At 41.5% G+C, this 20,585-nt stretch carries 21 protein-coding genes; 10 read left to right on the forward strand and 11 right to left on the reverse strand.

Translation table 11 applies throughout. From position 1 onward, the window contains the following. Positions 1 to 61 precede the first annotated feature (61 nt). The 6 genes from gyrB to dnaA form a co-directional block, all read right to left on the reverse strand. On the reverse strand, positions 62 to 1,972 hold the full coding sequence (gene gyrB / locus HM131_RS01155) for a DNA topoisomerase (ATP-hydrolyzing) subunit B (RefSeq protein WP_232324913.1): 1,911 nt from the start codon (positions 1,970 to 1,972) through the stop codon (positions 62 to 64). A 71-nt stretch (positions 1,973 to 2,043) separates the two neighbouring features. Next, the gene (gene remB, locus HM131_RS01160; RefSeq protein WP_085027122.1) at positions 2,044 to 2,328 is read right to left on the reverse strand and encodes an extracellular matrix regulator RemB; all 285 of its coding nucleotides are present in this window, start codon (positions 2,326 to 2,328) and stop codon (positions 2,044 to 2,046) included. Between the two features lie 9 nt (positions 2,329 to 2,337). Further along, a complete protein-coding gene (gene recF, locus HM131_RS01165) occupies positions 2,338 to 3,456 on the reverse strand; it encodes a DNA replication/repair protein RecF (protein ID WP_085027124.1) in 1,119 nt (372 codons plus the stop codon). A gap of 14 nt (positions 3,457 to 3,470) precedes the next feature. Further along, the gene (gene yaaA / locus HM131_RS01170) at positions 3,471 to 3,692 is read right to left on the reverse strand and encodes a S4 domain-containing protein YaaA (protein WP_085027126.1); all 222 of its coding nucleotides are present in this window, start codon (positions 3,690 to 3,692) and stop codon (positions 3,471 to 3,473) included. 152 nt (positions 3,693 to 3,844) lie between these two features. Further along, a complete protein-coding gene (dnaN, locus tag HM131_RS01175) occupies positions 3,845 to 4,984 on the reverse strand; it encodes a DNA polymerase III subunit beta (protein WP_085027128.1) in 1,140 nt (379 codons plus the stop codon). A 174-nt stretch (positions 4,985 to 5,158) separates the two neighbouring features. After that, positions 5,159 to 6,511, reverse strand: coding sequence for a chromosomal replication initiator protein DnaA (dnaA, locus tag HM131_RS01180; RefSeq protein WP_085027130.1), 1,353 nt, complete (start codon positions 6,509 to 6,511; stop codon positions 5,159 to 5,161). Between the two features lie 683 nt (positions 6,512 to 7,194). On the opposite strand from dnaA, the gene rpmH reads away from it, so the two are divergent. The 8 genes from rpmH (at position 7,195) to HM131_RS01220 (ending at position 14,147) form a co-directional block, all read left to right on the forward strand. Next, on the forward strand, positions 7,195 to 7,329 hold the full coding sequence (rpmH, locus tag HM131_RS01185; protein ID WP_035545113.1) for a 50S ribosomal protein L34: 135 nt from the start codon (positions 7,195 to 7,197) through the stop codon (positions 7,327 to 7,329). Positions 7,330 to 7,399: 70 nt separating this feature from the next. Continuing rightward, positions 7,400 to 7,747: a ribonuclease P protein component gene (gene rnpA, locus HM131_RS01190; protein ID WP_085027132.1), complete on the forward strand. Its 348-nt coding sequence runs from the start codon at positions 7,400 to 7,402 to the stop codon at positions 7,745 to 7,747. 120 nt (positions 7,748 to 7,867) lie between these two features. After that, positions 7,868 to 8,629 (forward strand): YidC family membrane integrase SpoIIIJ, encoded by a 762-nt coding sequence (gene spoIIIJ / locus HM131_RS01195; protein WP_085027134.1) that lies wholly within the window; start codon positions 7,868 to 7,870, stop codon positions 8,627 to 8,629. After that, positions 8,626 to 9,240: an RNA-binding cell elongation regulator Jag/EloR gene (jag, locus tag HM131_RS01200; protein WP_085027136.1), complete on the forward strand. Its 615-nt coding sequence runs from the start codon at positions 8,626 to 8,628 to the stop codon at positions 9,238 to 9,240. Before spoIIIJ ends, jag begins: the two co-directional genes overlap by 4 nt. A gap of 244 nt (positions 9,241 to 9,484) precedes the next feature. Next, the gene (mnmE, locus tag HM131_RS01205; RefSeq protein WP_085027138.1) at positions 9,485 to 10,861 is read left to right on the forward strand and encodes a tRNA uridine-5-carboxymethylaminomethyl(34) synthesis GTPase MnmE; all 1,377 of its coding nucleotides are present in this window, start codon (positions 9,485 to 9,487) and stop codon (positions 10,859 to 10,861) included. 56 nt (positions 10,862 to 10,917) lie between these two features. Continuing rightward, a complete protein-coding gene (gene mnmG / locus HM131_RS01210; RefSeq protein WP_085027140.1) occupies positions 10,918 to 12,807 on the forward strand; it encodes a tRNA uridine-5-carboxymethylaminomethyl(34) synthesis enzyme MnmG in 1,890 nt (629 codons plus the stop codon). A 17-nt stretch (positions 12,808 to 12,824) separates the two neighbouring features. Further along, a complete protein-coding gene (gene rsmG / locus HM131_RS01215) occupies positions 12,825 to 13,541 on the forward strand; it encodes a 16S rRNA (guanine(527)-N(7))-methyltransferase RsmG (protein WP_085027143.1) in 717 nt (238 codons plus the stop codon). Positions 13,542 to 13,655: 114 nt separating this feature from the next. Then, positions 13,656 to 14,147, forward strand: coding sequence for a metallophosphoesterase family protein (locus tag HM131_RS01220; protein ID WP_085027144.1), 492 nt, complete (start codon positions 13,656 to 13,658; stop codon positions 14,145 to 14,147). Positions 14,148 to 14,216: 69 nt separating this feature from the next. On the opposite strand, the gene nei is transcribed toward HM131_RS01220, so the two are convergent. Continuing rightward, positions 14,217 to 15,035, reverse strand: coding sequence for an endonuclease VIII (gene nei, locus HM131_RS01225; protein ID WP_085027146.1), 819 nt, complete (start codon positions 15,033 to 15,035; stop codon positions 14,217 to 14,219). A 64-nt stretch (positions 15,036 to 15,099) separates the two neighbouring features. Then, a complete protein-coding gene (locus HM131_RS01230; RefSeq protein WP_085027147.1) occupies positions 15,100 to 15,969 on the reverse strand; it encodes an SDR family oxidoreductase in 870 nt (289 codons plus the stop codon). A gap of 141 nt (positions 15,970 to 16,110) precedes the next feature. Here HM131_RS01230 and HM131_RS01235 point away from each other — a divergent pair, with 141 nt between their 5' ends. Then, a complete protein-coding gene (locus HM131_RS01235; protein ID WP_085027149.1) occupies positions 16,111 to 16,572 on the forward strand; it encodes a GNAT family N-acetyltransferase in 462 nt (153 codons plus the stop codon). Positions 16,573 to 16,621: 49 nt separating this feature from the next. On the opposite strand, the gene splB is transcribed toward HM131_RS01235, so the two are convergent. Both splB and HM131_RS01245 read right to left on the reverse strand, forming a co-directional pair. Then, positions 16,622 to 17,650 carry a spore photoproduct lyase gene (gene splB / locus HM131_RS01240; RefSeq protein ID WP_085027151.1) on the reverse strand — a complete coding sequence of 343 codons (1,029 nt, stop codon included), beginning with the start codon at positions 17,648 to 17,650 and terminating at the stop codon, positions 16,622 to 16,624. Next, positions 17,644 to 17,907, reverse strand: a complete 264-nt coding sequence (locus HM131_RS01245; protein ID WP_085031724.1) for a transcriptional regulator SplA domain-containing protein — start codon at positions 17,905 to 17,907, stop codon at positions 17,644 to 17,646. Before HM131_RS01245 ends, splB begins: the two co-directional genes overlap by 7 nt. Before the next feature lie 394 nt (positions 17,908 to 18,301). Between HM131_RS01245 and HM131_RS01250 the strand changes: the two genes are divergently transcribed. Continuing rightward, entirely contained in the window at positions 18,302 to 18,856 is a 555-nt protein-coding gene (locus tag HM131_RS01250; protein WP_085027153.1) for a GNAT family N-acetyltransferase, read from the forward strand. Positions 18,857 to 18,900: 44 nt separating this feature from the next. Here HM131_RS01250 and HM131_RS01255 read toward each other — a convergent pair whose 3' ends face one another. Further along, positions 18,901 to 20,082: an MFS transporter gene (locus tag HM131_RS01255; protein ID WP_085027155.1), complete on the reverse strand. Its 1,182-nt coding sequence runs from the start codon at positions 20,080 to 20,082 to the stop codon at positions 18,901 to 18,903. Between the last annotated feature and the right edge of the window lie 503 nt (positions 20,083 to 20,585).

Consider the following 20,585-nt stretch of genomic DNA (forward strand, 5'->3'; position numbering starts at 1 on the left):
AGGAGAAAAGGGATCCCCTCTTCTCCTAATCAATGTTGACTAACTTGTTTTCACCATTTATTTAAACGTCTAGGTTTTGTACGTATTGGGCATTTTCTTGAATGAAGTTACGGCGAGGTTCTACCTTATCTCCCATCAGGATATCAAACGTCTCGTCTGCACCAATTGCATCTTCCAGACTCACTTGCAGAAGCGTACGAGTTTCAGGATCCATCGTCGTTTCCCAAAGCTGTTCTGGATTCATCTCTCCAAGACCCTTGTAACGCTGTACCCCTGGCTTCGGTGAATTTGGAAGTTCACCAAGGATATGGTCTAGCTGCTTGTCGCTATACGTATAGTAGACAGCTTTTCCTTGCTGAATCTTATAAAGAGGAGGCTGAGCGATATAGATATATCCATGCTCAATCAACGGACGCATGTAGCGATAGAAGAACGTCAATAAAAGAGTACGGATATGAGCGCCATCTACATCGGCATCTGTCATAATGACTATCTTATGGTAACGGGCTTTGGAGATATCGAAATCTTCCCCGATTCCTGTACCTAGTGCCGTAATAATCGCTCGAACTTCATTGTTAGATAAAATTTTATCCAGACGCGCTTTCTCTACGTTAATGATTTTACCTCTTAAAGGAAGAATCGCCTGGAAGTGACGGTCTCGTCCTTGTTTCGCTGATCCACCGGCAGAGTCCCCCTCAACGATATAAAGCTCTGAAATATTGGCATCTTTGGAAGAACAGTCAGCCAGTTTACCCGGTAAGTTGGATACTTCCAATGCATTTTTACGACGAGTGAGCTCACGGGCTTTTTTCGCAGCCATACGTGCTCTTGAAGCCATCAAGCCTTTTTCAACAATATTTCTGGCCATGTTCGGGTTTTCAAATAGAAACTTCGAAAAACCTTCAGAAAATAGATTATCAGTGACCGTTCGCGCTTCACTGTTTCCCAGTTTCGTCTTCGTTTGTCCCTCAAACTGAGGATCTGGATGCTTGATCGAGATGATCGCCGTTAACCCTTCACGTACGTCATCCCCTGTCAAGTTGGGGTCTGTTTCTTTGAACATGTTATTTTTTCGTGCGTAATCGTTAATGACTCGCGTCAAACCTGTTTTAAACCCGGACTCATGGGTTCCGCCTTCATACGTATGAATGTTGTTCGCATAGGAATAAATATTGCTTGCGAAGCCATCGTTGTACTGCAGAGCGATTTCAATCGAGATTTCGTCTTGTTCATCTTCAATGAAAAACGGCTCGTGCAGCGTTTCTCGGGTACGGTTCATATGCTCGACATAAGAAAGAATTCCGCCCTCATAGAAATAACTGACGGGTTCCTCCTCTGTACGTTTATCTTCGATCGTAATTGTCAATCCTCTATTGAGGAAGGCAAGTTCACGGAGGCGATTGGCCAGCGTTTCAAATTTGTATTCTTCCGTCTCAGTAAATATCTCAGGGTCTGGCTTAAATTGAATCCTAGTCCCTGTAATATCGGTTTCTCCGATCACCTTCAAGTCCTCTTCTGGTACGCCTCGATGAAAAGCTTGATAGTGGATTTTCCCGTCTCTGTGAACGTAAACTTCTAGCTTTGTAGACAGGGCGTTAACGACAGAGGCCCCTACACCGTGTAGTCCTCCGGAAACTTTATAACCACCGCCGCCGAATTTACCTCCAGCATGAAGAACCGTCATGATAACTTCTACGGCCGGACGTCCTGTTTTTTCCTGAATCCCTACAGGAATTCCGCGCCCATTATCGATAACGGTAATACTGTTATCTTCTTCGATCGTCACTTGAATATGATCGCAAAAACCGGCCATTGCTTCATCAATACTGTTATCAACAATTTCCCATACCAGGTGATGCAATCCTTTCTCGTTTGTAGAACCGATATACATCCCAGGTCGTTTACGGACAGCTTCCAGACCCTCTAGTACCTGTATTTGACTTTCATCATAGGACTGTTGATCTTGAATAATATCTTCCTTCATGGTACTCACCTACATTTCTCAAGTGGTTTGTCTTTAAATCTTTAACGAAATATCACCGTTCAGCCTTCTGTCTCTTCAGAGAAGTCCTCAAGCTTGTTCAATGTGGTCTTCATATTGGCTCGTTTCTTCAATGTGAAAACAGAAAGTGGACTGAAGTAGATGAAACCTTCGGTAATCACGATGGACTTCGCCTGATTATCTTCTGTTTCTACCACTTGTCTATTTTTTCGTTGGTTGAAAATCATTTCCTCTATGATTGAAGAAGAGGATACTAAACTATGATCAATGATCGCGACGACATCTTTCGATTGGATGACGTTATCATCACCGATATGAATGAACAATTTGCCACCTCATTTCTTGACTTCGATTGTTCCTTCCTTAACCTGAAAAATTTCTGCCTCTTCGAGCGCTTCATGCTCGATTCCATCTATACTAGTCGTCGAGACGAACGTCTGCACCTTCCCTTGAATCGTATGAAGTAAATGAGATTGCCTGAAGTCATCCAACTCACTCAATACATCGTCCAATAGAAGAATCGGATACTCTCCTACTTCACTATGAATCAGTTCGATTTCAGCCAGTTTCAAAGAAAGAGCTGTTGTTCTTTGCTGGCCCTGCGAACCATAGGTTTGTACATCCTTACCGTTGACATAGAATACAAGGTCATCCCTGTGCGGTCCGGCAAGTGTCGTTCCTCTCTCGATTTCTTTCGTTTCAATATCGGAAAATTTTTCCTCATAGATACTCTTTATTCTTTCCAAATTCATATCCTCTGATACTTTAACACTTGCATCATATGAAATTTCGAGCTTTTCCAGCTGTCGGCTAATGCCTTCATGAATCGGAATAGCCCAAGATCTAAGCAGCTGCATAAACTTGAAACGGCGTTCAATGATGGTGACGGCATGTTCAATAAGCTGATCGGTCATGACGCCTAACATCGTCCGATCGGCATTCGGTTTACGCTGCAGCTCTTTCAATAAATGATTTCGCTGCCGAAGAATTTTTTGATACTGTCCTAAGTGATAAATATACGCAGGCTGAATCTGGCCAATTTCCATGTCAATAAACCGACGACGCACCTGAGGACTCCCTTTGACTAAGTTGAGGTCCTCAGGTGCAAACATGACCACATTTAAAGCTCCGATGTAATCACTCAGACGCTTTTGTTCAATATGATTTAACTTCGCTTTTTTCCCTTTATTGGAAACAATAATTTCTAAAGGAAAACGACGATTCCGTTTATAAATACTCCCTTTTATTTTACCATACTCTTGATCCCATTGTATCAACTCTTTGTCACGCGGTGTCCGGTGGGATCTCGTAAAAGCCAATACGTAGATCGCTTCCATCAAATTGGTCTTTCCCTGGGCGTTTTCACCAATAATGACATTGATCTTATGGTCGAATGTCAGCGATAACTGATCATAGTTGCGAAATGATCGCAGCGACAATTCATGTATATACATATATTTCCTTCCGGCTATTCTTCCCGGACGACTTCAAATACGCCGAATTCTTCGATTTCTACCGTATCTCCCAGGTAAAGCTTACGGCCCCTGCGATTTTCTAGCTCGCCATTTACGAAAACATCGAATTCGCTAAGGAAAATCTTTACCATTCCACCTGATTCGACAACATTCGCCAATTTTAGAAACTGACCCAAAGGAATGTATTCAGTTGAGATTTCAATACGTTCGCTCATATCATTCACCCTATTTTATGGATTCACCTTCTATCTATTTTACTAAAGATGAAGGTGTAAGAAAAGTCCAAGCCCTTTTAAAGGTTTTAAGAAAAAAATAGGGTGCTGTTATCGTCTAACAGCACCCTATTATTAAAAAATTCACATGTTAATTAATACGTTCTTACAGGCAAGATCAATTGTAAAATTTGTTCATCATCCACAGGACGGATTAAAAATGGACGCATCGCTCCTGTAAATTCAACTTTTACTTGATCATAATCCACAGCTTTTAACGCATCCATCATATATTTTGCACTAAAGGAGATTTTCAATTCCTCTCCTTCTACATCGTCAGCGAGAACATCTTCCACCACATTTCCCACTTCCGGGGAATTCCCTGTAATTTCTAAATGATTGTTTTCTTTTGTTACTAGGCGTACGACATTATTGCGGTTCTCTTTCGCAAGAAGCGAAGCTCGATCGACAGACTGAAGCAATTCTTTCGTATCGATTTTAACGATCGTCTTACTTTGTTCAGGAATAAGACGAGAGGTTTCAGGATAGTTTCCATCCAACAATCTTGATAAGAAATATAAATGCTTCGTCCGGAATAACACTTGGTTTTCCGTAACGCTTACTTCAATTGAATCTTCAGAGTCATCCAAAATCTTGTTCAATTCGGTCAAGCTTTTACCTGGAATTACAACGGAAGGAAGTGCTTTATTTTCGGTTTGTGCCAACGGAATCTTCCGAGAAGCCAAGCGATGACTATCCGTCGCGATAAACTCAAGCTCTCCTTCTTCCATCCGGACATGAACCCCTGTCAAAATCGGCCTAGTTTCAGAAGTCGAAACAGCAAATACCGTTTGACGAATCAAGTTTTTTAATAAATCGATCGGCATTTCAAAGCTGTCCTCTGTATGTAACTGAGGCAGCTGAGGGTATTCTTCTGGATCCTGTCCATTCAAGTGGAATTCAGCATTTCCAGAACGAATGGTTACGTTTCTGTGATTATCACTTTCGATTTCTACCGTGTTCTGAGGAAGTTTACGGACAATATCAGGGAAATATTTAGCTTGGAGTACAATACTACCCGGTTCAATATTTTCCACATAAACAATGCCATCTTCTTCTTGAGGAATAAAAGATTCGATAGAGATGTCAGAATCGCTTCCGGTCAATTTAATTCCTTCTGCAGTCGCTTCAATTTTCATTCCAGTCAATATAGGAATCGTCGTTCTCGATGAAATAGCCTTCATGACATTTTGGACGCTATTGATCAATTGATCTCGCTGGATGATAAATTTCATGAATACACTCCTCCTACTGAGCATATATTAATTATATTTTTATATTATAAAACCGTAATAGTAATAGTATAGGGTGTGGATTTGTGGATAACCGCCATTGACCTTATCAAACTAAGTTTATCCACATGTGGACAGTCTGTTGATGGGTGTGGTCCAGTTATACACATTATCCAGTTAATGCTTCAGCTGCTCTCTTATTTCATCAAGTTCTTTTTGGAGCTGCTGATCATTGGCAATCATTTTCGATATTTTTTCATGGGCGTGAATGACGGTTGTATGATCTCGTCCTCCGAACTCTTCTCCGATTTTTGGCAGGGAAAAGTCCGTCAGCTCTCTAGATAAATACATCGCAATCTGACGTGGAAAAGCTACAGATTTTGTCCTCTTCTTAGCTGGAAAATCTTCCAGTCTCACATTATATTTTTCTCCAACCATTTCCTGGATGGCTTCGATAGTGATCACTTTAGGCTTGGAACTTGGGATGATATCTTTCAGTGCTTCAGCTGCTAAAGAAGCATTGATATCACGATTAATTAAAGAGGAGTAAGCAACGACGCGAATGAGCGCTCCTTCCAGTTCACGAATGTTGGTATCAATTTGATTAGCGATATAGAGCATCACTTCATTCGGTATATCCAAACCTTCTGCTTTTGCTTTTTTCCTAAGAATCGCAATCCTTGTTTCGAGATCCGGAGGCGTAATGTCCGTGATTAAGCCCCATTCGAACCGAGAACGTAACCGGTCTTCAAGAGTCGGGATCTCCTTTGGTGGACGGTCACTGGAGATGACGATTTGTTTGCTTTCTTCATGCAATGTGTTGAACGTATGGAAAAACTCTTCCTGGGTTTGTTCTTTTCCTGCAAGGAATTGGATGTCATCTATAAGAAGCACGTCTACACTTCTGTATTTATTACGGAAATTGACGGCTTTATTGTCACGAATTGAATTAATGAATTCATTAGTGAATTTTTCTGATGAAAGATAAACCACCTTCGCATTCGGATTATGATCCAGCACATAATGACCAATGGCGTGCATTAAGTGGGTTTTTCCTAATCCTACTCCCCCATAGATGAATAAAGGATTATAGGCTTTTGCCGGTGCTTCAGCTACTGCGAGAGATGCAGCATGGGCGAATCGATTGCCTGATCCGATAACAAACGTGTCAAAAGTATATTTGGAATTCAACATGCTCTGTGGTGATTCTTCGTTACCGTTATTTTTTACATCCGGCACTTTCTTTGAAGACAGTTTCACATCATCCAAGGACTCATCCTTTGTTTCAGGAATAACGAATCTCGCGGTTAATTCAGCCCCTGTCACTTCATATAAGGTCTCCGTAATCAACCTTTCATATTGATTTTCTAGCCAATCTCTGGCGAATTCATTTGGAGCTACAATCGTTAGGGTGTTTTCGCTCAAAGAATCTGCTTTTGTTGCTTTCAACCAAGTTTCAAAGCTTGGCTTACTGATTTTTTCTTTAATTTTTTCCAACGTATTATCCCAAAGCTCGTGGATGTTCTCCAAATATTTCACCCCTTTCTCTTTGAATGGAAAACAAAAAAACCTTTCGTTCTCTTTGTCGAACGGTGCAAAAGGATCGAAAGGCGTTCGTATAAGGTTTGTATAAGTGTATGAATGTCGAATACTCCCAAATCATGTGGATGAATAAATATTGATTTCACTAGTTTTCTAGATTGTTATTTTCATTGTCCACAATTCTGTGTATAAACGCATAAACAATTGTGTTAATAAATGTCCACACGTTATCCACAACCTGTGGAAAACATTTTACCGATCCAGAAGTAATTCACGGTTAAACACAAATATAATACCAGATAAAAACTAGAGTTGCAATGGTTCATGGGAACTTATCCACAATCACAACAGCTTGTAGACAGTTGGTATCCACATCACTATATTTTGTGATTAACGTGTCGATATTTGCTGTGGACAGTCGTTTTGTCCCGAAAAAATTATTCACAGCACTTGTGTATGTTCGCAATTTCGGCTCAATCGTGCAAGTTTTTTTATTTATGGACCGCATTGTTATAGTACAGATTCTGTTATATAACGGATTTGAGGTTGTGGTGGGGATCCAAGGAGATAAAGAAAAGAACATTGACATAAATACGAGGATTTATTATAATTATCGGGACTGCCTTTTAGATGTGTATTTAAAGGATTTTACCTCAGGAGGTGTATATATAATGAAACGCACATTTCAACCAAATAACCGTAAGCGTAAAAAAGTACACGGCTTCCGTGCGCGTATGAGTTCTAAGAACGGTCGTAAAGTTCTAGCACGCCGCCGTAGTAAAGGAAGAAAAGTTTTATCAGCATAGGCCACTGAAAACAATCAGTGGTCTTTTTTCTAGTATTAAGAAGATTTTCTAAGCAGGGTGGATCTTTAACATGAAGAAAGCTTATCGGATTAAGAAAAATGAAGATTTTCAGAAAGTGTTTAAGCATGGAGAGTCTTTTGCGAACAGGCAGCTGGTCCTCTATTACTTAAAGAAAAGTGATCAGAACCATTTTCGAATTGGCTTGTCTGTCAGCAAGAAAATCGGACCAGCAGTCGTTCGTAACCAGGTGAAACGGTATTTAAGGCAAGCCTTTCATGAGCTGGAGGACCAGATCCATCCTCATTATGATTATGTCATCATTGCTAGAAAACCAACCAATCAAATGAATTTTCATGAAACGAAACGAAGCTTGACCCATGTGTTATCAAGGTCGAAGCTATTGAATAAGAAAAAATGAATCAAATCATATAAGAAATTTTTGAAAAATAATGCTACACTGTGAAGGAAAAATGCAGGAAGCAGTTGAAAAATGATAGAATAATGGAATGAGTAGTGTTCAAGTAAGGAGGAAGGAACGTTGCGTAATAAGATGATAGCACTGCTTGCTATGGCAGGTGTGCTTACGTTCCTATCCGGGTGTACCCAGGTCAATGAGGATATCACCTCGGATAGCACAGGATTTTGGAATGAATATATAGTATATCCATTGTCAAAGACGTTGTTGTTTTTCGCTGATGTAACGGGTGGAAGTTACGGATTAGCTATTATTATTGTTACGATTATTATCCGTGTACTATTGCTGCCGTTGAACGTAAAACAGTTGAAAAGTTCAAAGGCGATGCAAGACATTCAGCCTGAATTAAAAGAGCTTCGTGAAAAATACTCTTCAAAAGATGCGCAGACTCAACAAAAACTTCAACAAGAAACCATGCAGCTTTTCCAAAAGCATGGCGTCAATCCACTGGCTGGATGTTTACCAATTATTGTTCAAATGCCGATTTTAATTGGTTTCTATCATGCAATTATGAGAACGAAGGAAATTGAAACTCACAATTTCTTATGGTTAGAATTAGGTTCAGCAGATCCGTTCTTAGCGATATTAACGGCTGCAACGACATTCCTACAGCAAAAACTTATGATGGCAGGCGGAGCAGCAGCACAAAACCCGCAAATGCAAATGATGCTTTACATCATGCCGCTTATGATCGGTACATTTGCGTTCTTCTTCCCATCAGCTCTTGCGCTGTACTGGATTGTCGGTAACATCGTTATGATTCTTCAAACCATTTTCATCCGTAAACCTATGATGAAAGATGCGACGGGAGGAGCAAGCGAGTGAAGCAAATAACTGCTACTGGAACTACAGTTGAAGAAGCGGTCCAATCAGCACTAGAACAACTGCAATCATCAAAGGACCAAGTCGATGTCGATGTCATTGATGAAGGAAAAAAAGGGTTTCTTGGCTTTGGTACAAAGCCTGCGATCGTTAAAGTTTCCATTAAGAAAAATCCAGTGCAGGATGCCGAATCATTCATCTTAGAAGTAGCAGAACAAATGGGTGCTCCTGTTCAAGTAAAAACAGAAGTAAACAATCGTGATATTTCCATGGAGTTGGAAGGCGAGAAAATTGCCATACTCATTGGAAAACGCGGACAAACATTAAATTCTTTGCAATACTTGGCTCAGCTTGTAGTCAACCGTGAATCCGACCAATTTTATACGGTGATGTTAGATGCGGAAGGTTATCGAGGAAGACGTAAAGAAACCTTAGAGAACTTAGCTCGCCGTTTAGCGGAAAAAGCAGTTCGTACAGGTAGAGAAGTCAAACTTGAGCCCATGCCATCGTATGAAAGAAAGATCATTCATACCGCTTTGCAAAATCACAAAAAAGTGGAAACGGACTCAGATGGCAATGATCCAAGAAGACATGTGGTCATCCGTCCTTCCTAAAGATTAAAAAAGTACTTCTGTCAGTCTCCTGGCAGAAGTACTTTTTTGTGTTCTTCTCTTTCTTTTGGGAAGTGAATATAGAGTTATTCACATGTGGATAATGGGAAGAGAAGAATCATTTAAAAAACATGTTGATATCTTTTCAATACACACGGGTGTGTGGTATTCTATTAAGTTAGTGACTACTATAATTATACGCTTGTGGATAACAATAAATTTAAGGAAACCAAGGAGGTGAGCGCGTGTGGAAACCGATACGATAACTGCCATTTCGACCCCGATGGGAGAAGGGGCTATCGCTATAGTTCGATTGAGTGGTCCAGAGGCTGTCTCTATTTCAGCTAACCTATTTCAAGGGAAAGATCTGAACCAGGTAAATTCCCACACGATGCATTACGGAAAAATTATCGACCCTGAAACGGGAGAAATGGCGGAGGAAGTGATGGTCTCCGTCATGCGAGCACCGAAAACTTTTACAAGAGAAGATATTGTTGAAATCAATTGTCACGGTGGACTCGTCTCTGTAAATCGTGTGCTTGAAATTGTACTCGTGAGCGGAGCACGTCTTGCTGAACCAGGGGAATTTACAAAAAGAGCCTTTATGAATGGACGAATCGACCTGTCTCAGGCGGAGGCTGTAATGGATCTCATTCGTGCAAAAACCGACAGAGCTATGAACGTAGCATTGAAACAAATGGATGGGCGCTTGTCGAAATTGATCCAGAATTTACGTCAGAAACTGCTAGAGACGTTAGCCCATGTGGAAGTGAATATCGATTATCCTGAATATGATGATGTCGAAGAGATGTCCCACGAAATGATGGAGCAAAAAACGAAAGAGGTCCACGATGAGGTGTCTAAGCTTTTAGAAACGGCTCGACAAGGAAAAATTCTGCGCGAAGGTTTAGGGACAGCGATTATCGGCCGTCCGAATGTTGGAAAGTCTTCTTTAATGAACGCTCTTGTGCATGAAAATAAAGCGATCGTAACAGAAGTGCCTGGTACAACCCGGGATGTTATTGAAGAATACGTCAATGTCAGGGGTGTTCCATTAAGACTGATCGATACAGCAGGAATCCGTGAAACAGAGGATATTGTCGAGCGGATTGGTGTGGAACGCTCAAGACAAGTATTAAAAGAAGCAGATCTCATTCTTTTTGTGTTAAACTACGGGGATGAGCTTAATGAAGAAGACGAAAAGCTCTTTGAAGCCATAAACGATATGAACGTCATCGTTATAGTTAACAAAATGGACTTGGAACCTAAATTGGATGTTGAGCGAGTCAGGAAACTAGCCGGTGATCATCCGGTTATCTCTACCGCTTTGATTAAAGAAGAAGGCATCGATCAACTCGAGCAAGCGATTGCCAACACGTTCTTTGAAGGAGATCTGGATGCAGGAGACATGACCTATGTGTCGAACGTCCGCCACGTTCAGCTGCTGAAACAAGCGAAACATGCACTGGAAGACGCCCAAAACGGTATGGAAATGGGAGTACCATTGGATGTCGTTCAAATTGATGTAACGAGAACGTGGGAAATCCTTGGTGAAATTGTCGGCGATACGGTTCACGAGAGTTTAATCGATCAGCTGTTCTCACAGTTCTGTCTTGGAAAGTAAAAGTATGGATGAATGGATTATGGAAAATAAGTATGAATAAAGGAGAGACAACCTAAATGACTTATGATGCAGGGCATTATGATGTAATTGTAATTGGTGCCGGTCATGCAGGGGTTGAAGCAGGATTAGCCGCAGCAAGACGCGGCGCAAAAACACTAATGCTTACACTCAACCTCGATCTGGTTGCGTTTATGCCGTGTAACCCGTCTATCGGTGGGCCGGCCAAAGGAATCGTTGTTCGCGAAGTTGACGCCCTGGGCGGTGCCATGGGACGAGTGATCGACAAAACTCATATCCAAATGCGTCTTCTGAATACAAGAAAAGGACCCGCTGTACGTGCTTTGCGTGCGCAAGCAGACAAACCTTTATATATCAAAGAAATGAAACGTGTCCTTGAAAACCAGAAAAACCTGACACTTAAACAAGGAATGGTCGAAAAAATCCTTGTCGAAGACGATGAAGTAAAAGGTGTCGTAACGGAAACGAAAGCGGCTTACTATGCTCCGACCGTCATCGTTACAACAGGGACTTTCATGCGCGGACGCGTCTTGATTGGAGATTTGTCTTATGAAAGTGGACCAAACAACCAACGCTCCACTGTTTCTTTATCTGAGCAGCTAGAAGAACTGGGTATTGAAATGGTACGCTTCAAGACTGGAACACCCATGCGTGTAAACAGCCATACGGTTGACTATTCGAAAACTGAAATTCAGCCAGGCGAAGAGGAGCCGCGCTCTTTCTCGTATGAAACAACAGAATATATTACAGACCAGATTCCGTGCTGGCTGACGTACACGAATGAAGAAACACATCGCATCATTGACGAAAATTTAACACTTTCAGCGATGTATTCAGGAGCAGTCCGAGGTACTGGACCACGTTATTGTCCATCCATTGAAGATAAAATTGTGCGCTTCAACGATAAACCTCGTCACCAAATCTTCCTAGAGCCAGAAGGTCGTGACACAGAAGAGGTGTACGTACAGGGACTGTCGACGTCACTTCCGGAGTACGTACAACACGAAATGATGCGTACGGTTCCTGGACTTGAAAAAGCAGAAATCATGCGTGCCGGATATGCGATCGAATATGATTCCGTCATTCCGACCCAATTGTGGCCGACTCTTGAAACGAAGAAAATCTCTGGCTTGTACACAGCAGGTCAGCTGAATGGTACTTCTGGCTATGAAGAAGCGGCTGGGCAAGGCCTAATGGCAGGAATCAATGCTGCAGCTAAGGCGCTTGATTTAGAACCATTGGTGCTTGACCGATCTCAAGGGTATATCGGCGTTATGATTGACGATCTGGTCACAAAAGGAACAAGTGAACCGTATCGCTTACTGACATCCCGTGCCGAATTCCGTCTGATGCTTCGTCATGACAATGCGGACTTACGCCTCACAGAAATCGGCTATCAATTAGGCGTAATTCCTGAAGAACGCTACAAGCGTTTCAAAGAGAAACAACGCTTAATCGAAGAAGAGAAGAAGCGTCTCGACGGTGTCATTTTGAAGGAAACAGAAGAAGTCCAATCGGTCATTGAAGAAGCAGGTGGATCCAAATTAAAGGATGCTGTTCGTGCTACAGACTTACTGAAACGTCCGGAAATGAAATATGAGCATATCGAGCGTCTGACTCCAAGTGAAATCACACTTCCAGAAGACGTGAAAGAACAAGTTGAAATTCAAGTGAAGTACAGTGGTTATATTAAAAAAGCCCTTGAACAAATCGATCGTATGAAGAAGATGGAGGAAAAGAAAATTCCAGAAGATATCGATTACGATGCGATCAACGGACTCGCGACAGAAGCCCGCGACCGTTTGAAAGAGGTGCGCCCGTTGTCTGTAGGGCAGGCATCTCGCGTATCGGGGGTCAATCCGGCCGATGTATCAATCCTGCTAGTGTATATTGAACAAGGAAAAATCGCCCGCGTGGCAGGTGAATAATATGAAAGGATGGACTTATGGATAAGAACACCTTCCTAAAATCGTTACAAGAGCAAGGAATAGAGTTAAATGAAAAGCAGCAGCATCAGTTTCAGAGATACTTTAAAATTCTTGTCGAGTGGAACGAGAAGATGAATTTGACTGCCATCACCGATCAAGAGGGTGTATATCTTAAGCACTTTTATGATTCACTGACGGCCGCTTTCTATTATGATTTTGACCGTCCCCTCCGTATCTGTGATGTCGGAGCGGGTGCTGGTTTTCCAAGTTTACCTTTGAAAATCGCTTTTCCACAACTAAAAGTGACAATTGTCGATTCGTTGAAGAAGAGAATCACATTTTTGAATCACTTAGCTCATGAGTTGGAACTTGATGATGTCGCATTCTATCATGATCGTGCCGAAAACTTCGGAAAAAACGAGAAGTTCCGCGAAGGGTATGACTTAGTGATGGCACGGGCAGTCGCCCGTATGTCCGTCCTAAGTGAGCTGTGTCTGCCTTTGACAACCAAAGGAGGCCATTTTATGGCGATGAAAGGACCTAACTTGAGTGAAGAAATGGAAGAGGCGGTTGTAGCGATCCAAACAGTCGGCGGCGAAGTTGTCGACACTTACACGTTTGATTTACCTGAAGAAAATAGTGAACGTAATATAGCAATCATTGAGAAACGCAGAAAAACACCGAAGAAGTACCCGCGTAAAGCTGGTACACCAAACAAATCACCGATCCAATAAGGACGTAACCCCTGAATTCCGCTGAATCAGGGGTTTTATTTTTGATGAAAGGGACTTACGATAAATATAATCTTATGATTTCCCGGGAAATGATTTAGAGAGGAAGGATATTACATGAAAGTACTCGTCATATCGGATACCCATATATCCAAAAAAGAAGTCGAACTTCCTAAACGACTGATTATTGAACTTTCTTCCGCAGATCTGATCATTCATGCAGGAGATTGGAGTATTCCTGAAGTTTACGATGAACTAAGCATTTTTGCCCCTGTTTATGGCGTTTATGGGAATGTTGATGGAGATGATATAAAAGACATTCTGCCGCATAAACAAGTCATAGAGGTGGAAAATCACAAAATCGGTATTGTCCACGGACATGGAGAAAAGAAAACAACTGAAAAACGTGCGATTGAAGTCTTTAAAGAAGATGATGTAGACATTATTTTGTTCGGTCATTCACATATTCCGCTCTTAAGGTATTTCAAAAACCAGCTGTTGTTTAATCCTGGCTCCGCAACCGCAAAGCGGAAGCTTCCTTATCATTCTTTTGGAATGCTTGAATTTACAGATGAGTTTGTAGAAGCGCGACACATCTTCTATAAGTAAACATAATCTGAAATCTATTATGACAGAAAACATAAAATGATCCCGAACCACGTTTGTCGTGGGTCGGGATCATTTTTGGCATGTCGGACAGTAATAACATCGTCTTGATCCTGCTTTGAATTTAATAATCTCCGTACCATCTATGCGGCACGGCTGCCCTGCACGATTAAATACCCAATGCCGATATTCATACCTTTTTGCTCCTTGTGCTTTCAGCTTTTTAGCAAGTTCAAGATCATTGGTAATGCCTTTAGTTTCGTAGGAACGCCACATTAATTCAACACAGGCTTCAGCCATTTTCTTCAGCTGTTCCTCACTGCAATCCATCGGTCGTTTATCAGGATGGACGCCTCCGACAAATAGAATTTCACTGCGTAAGTAATTACCGATACCGGCAATAAAAGCCTGATCGAGTAAAAGTGAAGTCCATTTTCTACGGTGGAACCGTCTTTCTTTGAACCGTTCGACTAAATCGCCGGGCGATACAGAATCATTCAACAGATCTGGACCGACTTTTGCAATGAACGGGTGCTCAAGCACTTCCTCATCCCTTAGCACTTCTATATCAGATGCGCTATACAACAAAGCTGATTTCTTTTCATTGTGAATCGCAAGCCTGAGCTGCCGATTCGTTTTAGGATAATTGTAAGCATTTCTGACGTACCATTTGCCATAAAGCTGATTATGAGAGTAGATTGTATAGCCATTATTAAACCGAATGAGCATGGCTTTTCCTTTTGTATCGACTTTTTTTATTTTCGATCCACGAAACGCTTCTTCATAATCTTTTAGATGTTCAAAAGCAAATGAAATCTCTAATATAGGGCGGTTGGCTGCCGCTTTTTCTACTTGATCAGCGGCACGCCGGATTTCTGGACCTTCAGGCATAAGCGGGGCTCCTTTCTCCTTCTTATTTTGTAAAGGGGAAAGAAGAATTGCAAGTCATAACCCTTTAGCTAGAAGTATACATTCCTCCATTGATATGAATGAATTGCCCGGTGATATATGTGGAATCATCAGAAGCAAGCAACACATAGCTTCCAACATGCTCAACAGGCTGTCCTGGACGTCCCATAGGTGTGTTCGTGCCAAACTGTTCTACTTTTTCTTCACCGAAAGTGGACGGAATTAATGGTGTCCAAATCGGTCCTGGTGCTATCCCGTTTACGCGAATCCCTTTACCAACTAATTGCTTTGCCATCGAACGTGTGAAAGCGACAACTGCTCCCTTTGTAGTAGTGTAATCAACAAGGTGCTCATTTCCAATATAAGGGTTCACGGAAGCAGTATTAATAATGGAACTTCCTTTTTTCATATGAGGGAGGGCTGCTTTTGTTAAATAAAACATGGAATGAATGTTTGTCTTGAATGTCTGTTCCCACTGCTCAGTAGAGATGTTCATAATGTCATCAGTAGGGTGCTGTTCAGCCGCATTATTAACTAGAATATCAAGTTGTCCCAGCTCATTGACTGTACGATCAACGGCTTCCTTACACACGGATTCTTCCCCTACATCACCAGATAGCAAGATGGCACGTCTTCCTTGTTCTTCAACTTTTTTCTTAGTCAGTTCTGCATCTTCATGCTCTTCCAAATAGGAAATAGCAACATCAGCGCCTTCTTTCGCATATCCAATGGCAACAGAGCGACCAATCCCGCTGTCTCCTCCAGTGATTAGAGCTACTTTACCTTGCAATTTATTACCGCTTTGATAATCTTCATCGGCTTGAAGCGGGCGTGGGTCCATTTCAGCTTCCACGCCAGGCTGACGGGCTTGTTCTTGACCTTTTTGTCCTTGGGTTTGTCTATTCATTCGGTCCATGATGTGTTTACCTCCTTGATTGATTTGAAAATATGTAAGGGTTATTCCACATATAGGAAAAAATGAAACAGACAGTGTTCTCTTATATACTGATCAAAGAGAGAGGTTAGGTACATAATAGATAAAAAAGGGGACTTAAGTATGAGGGTTAGAGAAACAAAAGATTGTGCTCTGATTGCTGAGCTGAATAAGCATGTTCATAAACTTCATGTCGAACTTTATCCGACATATTTCAAGCCGTATAATTATGAGCAAGTGAAAGGCTTTTTTGAGAATATGGTCAATCATCCTCAGTTTGTGTTCTTTGTGTTAGAAGCAGAAGGGGAAGCAAGAGGGTATAGCTGGGTGGAGATAAGAAAGCATTCTGAAAATCCTTTTAAAAAAGCTTATACGTCCATTTATGTTCATCAAATCAGTGTAGAGGAAGGGTATCGAAAAAGAGGCTGCGGACAGCACCTCATGAAGGCGGTTGAAAGACTGGGGGAAACTCATAGCGCAAGTGAAATTGAGGTGGACTATTGGATCGATAATCAAGAAGCGAAAAGGTTCTATGAGAAAAATGGATTCATCAAATTCCGAGAATGCGTACATAAATACATTTAAATGCTAAACATCCCTTTCCAACCACAAACTGTGGAGGAAAGGGATACACTTAAGTGAAATACTCGAGCTGAGCTTCAGGGAAGTATTGGTTAATGTAGCCACCGAGGGTTGTCTTCATTTCTTCTTGCTCGTCTTTTTGATAGACATATTTCCCGATTCCGTAGCGTCCCCATTTGTACTTGCGTTTTTCTTCATCCATTTCTAATTTTGTCATAGGATAATTTTTTTGAATGACTCGTTTTGCTGGTTTTGTAAAACGGTGCTGGATCAGCTCAAAAGTCAAATCCTTTGTTGCATGGTCAGGTAGCTGATCATGCAACTTTTCAAATAGGATTCGATAGCCTTCTTTCCAGTCGTCATAAAGATAAATGGGAGCTACAATAAATCCTAAAGGATAACCGGCTTCCGCAACTTTTACAGCCGCTTCGATTCGTTCATCCAACCGTGAAGTACCTGGTTCCAAGTATTTGATGACGTAGTCCGCGTTCATGCTGAAACGAAAGCGAGTCCGGCCATTATGCTTAGCATCAAGCAAATGATCGACATAAGCAAACTTCGTAACAAAGCGAAGGCGCCCATGTTCGGACTCTCCAAAATATTCGATAGCCCGCTTTAATGTGTGAGTCAGGTGGTCGACACCGACAATATCTGATGTACAGGAAGCCTCGAATCTGGTTTCCTCTGGCATGCGTTCTTTCATATATTGTTCCGCTGCATCAAAAACCTCGTCGACATTCACGTAAGTCCGGATATACGGCTTACTTCCCATGGTTGTTTGTAAGTAACAGTAATGACAGTGGCCCATACATCCAGTAGCAAGCGGGATGGCATACTCAGCCGAGGGTTTTGAGGTGTCAAATTTCAACGTTTTTCTTACACCGACCACTAATGTGGACTTTGCCATCCGGTATTTTTGAAAATCATTCTCCCCTGGCAGGTTTCGAACCTGGTTGTGAGAGGTCGTTTCTCGAATCTCAATTCCCATATCCTCGAACTTTTCTTTTAATTCACGGCCTAAGGGATACTCCAAGGCTCTGGGTTCAATGTAGACTAACTCGGGCATAAATGGTTTTACCACAGCTGATGTCCCTCCGTATCCGGACTGCCAAACACATCGTGATAAGCACGCTCAGCCTCTCCTTCTGACGCGTATACGGCAATGTTTGAATCCAGTGGAAAATAGGTTTCGTATAAAAATAATGCCAGTTCTCCTGGTGCTTCAGGGTTATTGACTACGGCAGCTTCCTGAACGTTGGCCACGTCATATGTGTGAGGGTTCCGGTAAATCACATAAACGATATCGCCTGCGCGATAGTTATCTTGATTGAGATCCATTCCAACACCTGCTTTCTCTTTATATTGCATAACGATATGCTCCACCCTATTGAGTGATCGACACGCTACACTTATTTGTGCTCATTTTTCCACAAAAGTCAGGAATTATTACAAAAGGAAAGAAGCTTGGCCAGACCCCACAAAAAGTGCAGCGAAGGAGGAGGCTTGCCAGTTCCCCCGTATGAAAGCGAGTCATTTTCCAGCGTATCCTACTCTAAATTAAGTAAATGACCCCAGAAAGTCTTAAAACTGAGCCCTCAGGAATAGGAGGAACGTGAGAATTCGAAATCAACGCAATCTAAGCAACTTACCCAACTTTATTAAGGATACATCTTCAAAAGGATGCAGATGTATGTAAGAATAAAAGGAATTATCAGTAAAAAGGGGAGTGCTGATGGAATTGAAATTGGAAACGGATAGACTTCAACTAGCACCTTATGAAATGTCATATGCTAAACAAGTTGCTGAACTGGCAGGAGAATGGGAAGTTGCGGCAACGACCTTCGTCCCCCATCCTTATACCATTAAAGATGCTGAGGAATGGATTGGACTACATAAAGAATGGCTGGATAGAGGGACAGCTTACCCTCTAGCTATGATTTGTAAGGAAACAAAACAGTTGATTGGGACTATGACTCTCAGGGTCAACCAAAAACACCAAAAAGGTGAACTGGCTTATTGGGTTGGAAAGCCTTACTGGGGAAAAGGCTACGCTTCTGAAGCGGCTATACGTGTGGTACGTTACGGATTTGAAGAATTAAATCTCGAACGCATCTGGGCAGGGGCTATGACAGAGAACTCTGCTTCCTCAAAAGTGATGCAAAAAGCCGGACTGAGTTACGAAGGTACATTAAAAAAAGATATGCTGCATTGGGGAGAATTTAAAGATATTGATGTCTACGGTATGGTTAGAGAAGATTTTGTGTTGCTTCAAAACAATATAGAGTAAATGCTCATAAATAAGCCGCCTGCATAGACAGGCGGCTTTCGTTTTTAACCTTTTACTTTTATCGGAATCAAGGTGCCCACGAGTGCTATTCCTGCACAAGCCAAAAACATAGGTGTGAAACCGCCTAAGGCAATTCCGCTGACGGTTGTAAAAATAATCAAATCGAATCCAGAGTCCAATATCGATAATAACGAGATTGTGGTGGCTCTGACATTCGATGGAATAACATCGTTGGAAAGCTGTGAATAGACAGGATAGCGAATGGCACTGACAAGTTTAAGAACAAGTAGTACCCCAAAAACCACCCATAAGTAGGTATCGAAAAGGGCAACTATAAAAAGGCCCCCTGTCGCTAACATTCCAGTCAGGAACAATAGAGATACGCGATTGATTCTCTCTGTCATCCAACCGATCGAACGGGAGGCTGAAAAACCAATGAGCGCTGCGACAGCATAAACCACCCCTATTGAATAGACAGGGAGACCAGCATCAACCATAAGCTTCTGATCGAATTTCTCAAAAATCGCTGTGGCTGGGATGAAGACCAACGATATATTAATGAACATCCACAACACTTGAGGTGTATGTCTGATTGCTTTCAGCCCATCAACAATCTGTTTCACCATCGGTTGTTCGAATCCCCCTTGATTAGGAGGATTTTTAATGAATAACAGTAATACGACCTGAACCATCATGAAAAGGATGCTGAGCAGAATCAGTAACCGGAATTGAGGTTCGGTTAAATCTTTGGCTAACAAAGCACCAACAATGACAGCTACGATGGAAACGATAAATTTTGCTGAACTGATTTGCCCCATCGCTTTATCCATATATCCTTCTTCGCCTGACAGCTTTAATGACTCATAAATTAAAGCTTCATCGGCTCCACTGAAAAAGGTGGCAGCAAACCCTGTTAAAAAGGAGCTTAAGAAAAATACCCACGGTTCAAATGCGATGAATAATAGGGAGTGACTAATCAAAGCAAGCAACGCTCCGACTAGGAAAGCCTGTTTAGCACCGTAACGATCAGCAAATACACCTGTGGGGATTTCCCCGGCCAGAACTCCGATACTAAAAAACATCATAACGATGAGAATAGTGGATTCATCCAATCCTCGTGCAAAATAAAACAAAGTAAGGACAGGCTGAATAAAACGGACGCTTCCGAATAGTTCCGCCCAAAATAAATAACGAATGTTATGTGCAGCTAATGTTTCTTTTTTCAAAATTCATATCCTCCTGCATTAGTATCCGAATGAGTGCAGGAGTTAAAGCTCATCAAAAATTAAATTGCTTTCACCCCTGCTTTTGAGTGAGAAAAAGCGAAAATTTTTAGCATCATTAAACATCCTCCTTAAAAATTTGACCAATAAGTATACCGTTTAAGATTTTCACCAAAAACTCTGAATTTCCTGCTCGTGAAGTTAAATGTTTTCGGTTTTATTATAATAAGCATAAAAACCTGTGAATGGTTGATGGTTATGAATGATAGATGTAAGCTATAATAATAGGTTTATATAAAAGATATCGACGCAAATTGCCATGTTTAGTCAAAGGTGTTAAGCGCTAAATGATTGAAATTACAACTTTTTTCTTTGGAAATTCTGTGCTTTTTCGACAAATGTAATAGATAATTCTTAAATCTTGAAGATACTTTTAATAGAATAAATATGATAAAATAAAAGAAGAGTTAAAACGGCATACGTCCGCGCAGCAGTCCCAAAGCCTG

This window comes from Halobacillus mangrovi, assembly GCF_002097535.1.
GTDB lineage: Bacteria > Bacillota > Bacilli > Bacillales > Halobacillaceae > Halobacillus > Halobacillus mangrovi_A.

Coding starts and splice junctions, on each gene's coding strand:
- recF (WP_085027124.1), bottom strand. CDS start 3,456: ATGTATATACATGAATTGTCGCTGCGATCATTTCGCAACTATGATCAG.
- yaaA (WP_085027126.1), bottom strand. CDS start 3,692: ATGAGCGAACGTATTGAAATCTCAACTGAATACATTCCTTTGGGTCAG.
- dnaN (WP_085027128.1), bottom strand. CDS start 4,984: ATGAAATTTATCATCCAGCGAGATCAATTGATCAATAGCGTCCAAAAT.
- rpmH (WP_035545113.1), top strand. CDS start 7,195: ATGAAACGCACATTTCAACCAAATAACCGTAAGCGTAAAAAAGTACAC.
- rnpA (WP_085027132.1), top strand. CDS start 7,400: ATGAAGAAAGCTTATCGGATTAAGAAAAATGAAGATTTTCAGAAAGTG.
- mnmG (WP_085027140.1), top strand. CDS start 10,918: ATGACTTATGATGCAGGGCATTATGATGTAATTGTAATTGGTGCCGGT.
- rsmG (WP_085027143.1), top strand. CDS start 12,825: ATGGATAAGAACACCTTCCTAAAATCGTTACAAGAGCAAGGAATAGAG.
- HM131_RS01220 (WP_085027144.1), top strand. CDS start 13,656: ATGAAAGTACTCGTCATATCGGATACCCATATATCCAAAAAAGAAGTC.
- nei (WP_085027146.1), bottom strand. CDS start 15,035: ATGCCTGAAGGTCCAGAAATCCGGCGTGCCGCTGATCAAGTAGAAAAA.
- HM131_RS01230 (WP_085027147.1), bottom strand. CDS start 15,969: ATGGACCGAATGAATAGACAAACCCAAGGACAAAAAGGTCAAGAACAA.
- HM131_RS01235 (WP_085027149.1), top strand. CDS start 16,111: ATGAGGGTTAGAGAAACAAAAGATTGTGCTCTGATTGCTGAGCTGAAT.
- HM131_RS01245 (WP_085031724.1), bottom strand. CDS start 17,907: ATGGATCTCAATCAAGATAACTATCGCGCAGGCGATATCGTTTATGTG.
- HM131_RS01250 (WP_085027153.1), top strand. CDS start 18,302: ATGGAATTGAAATTGGAAACGGATAGACTTCAACTAGCACCTTATGAA.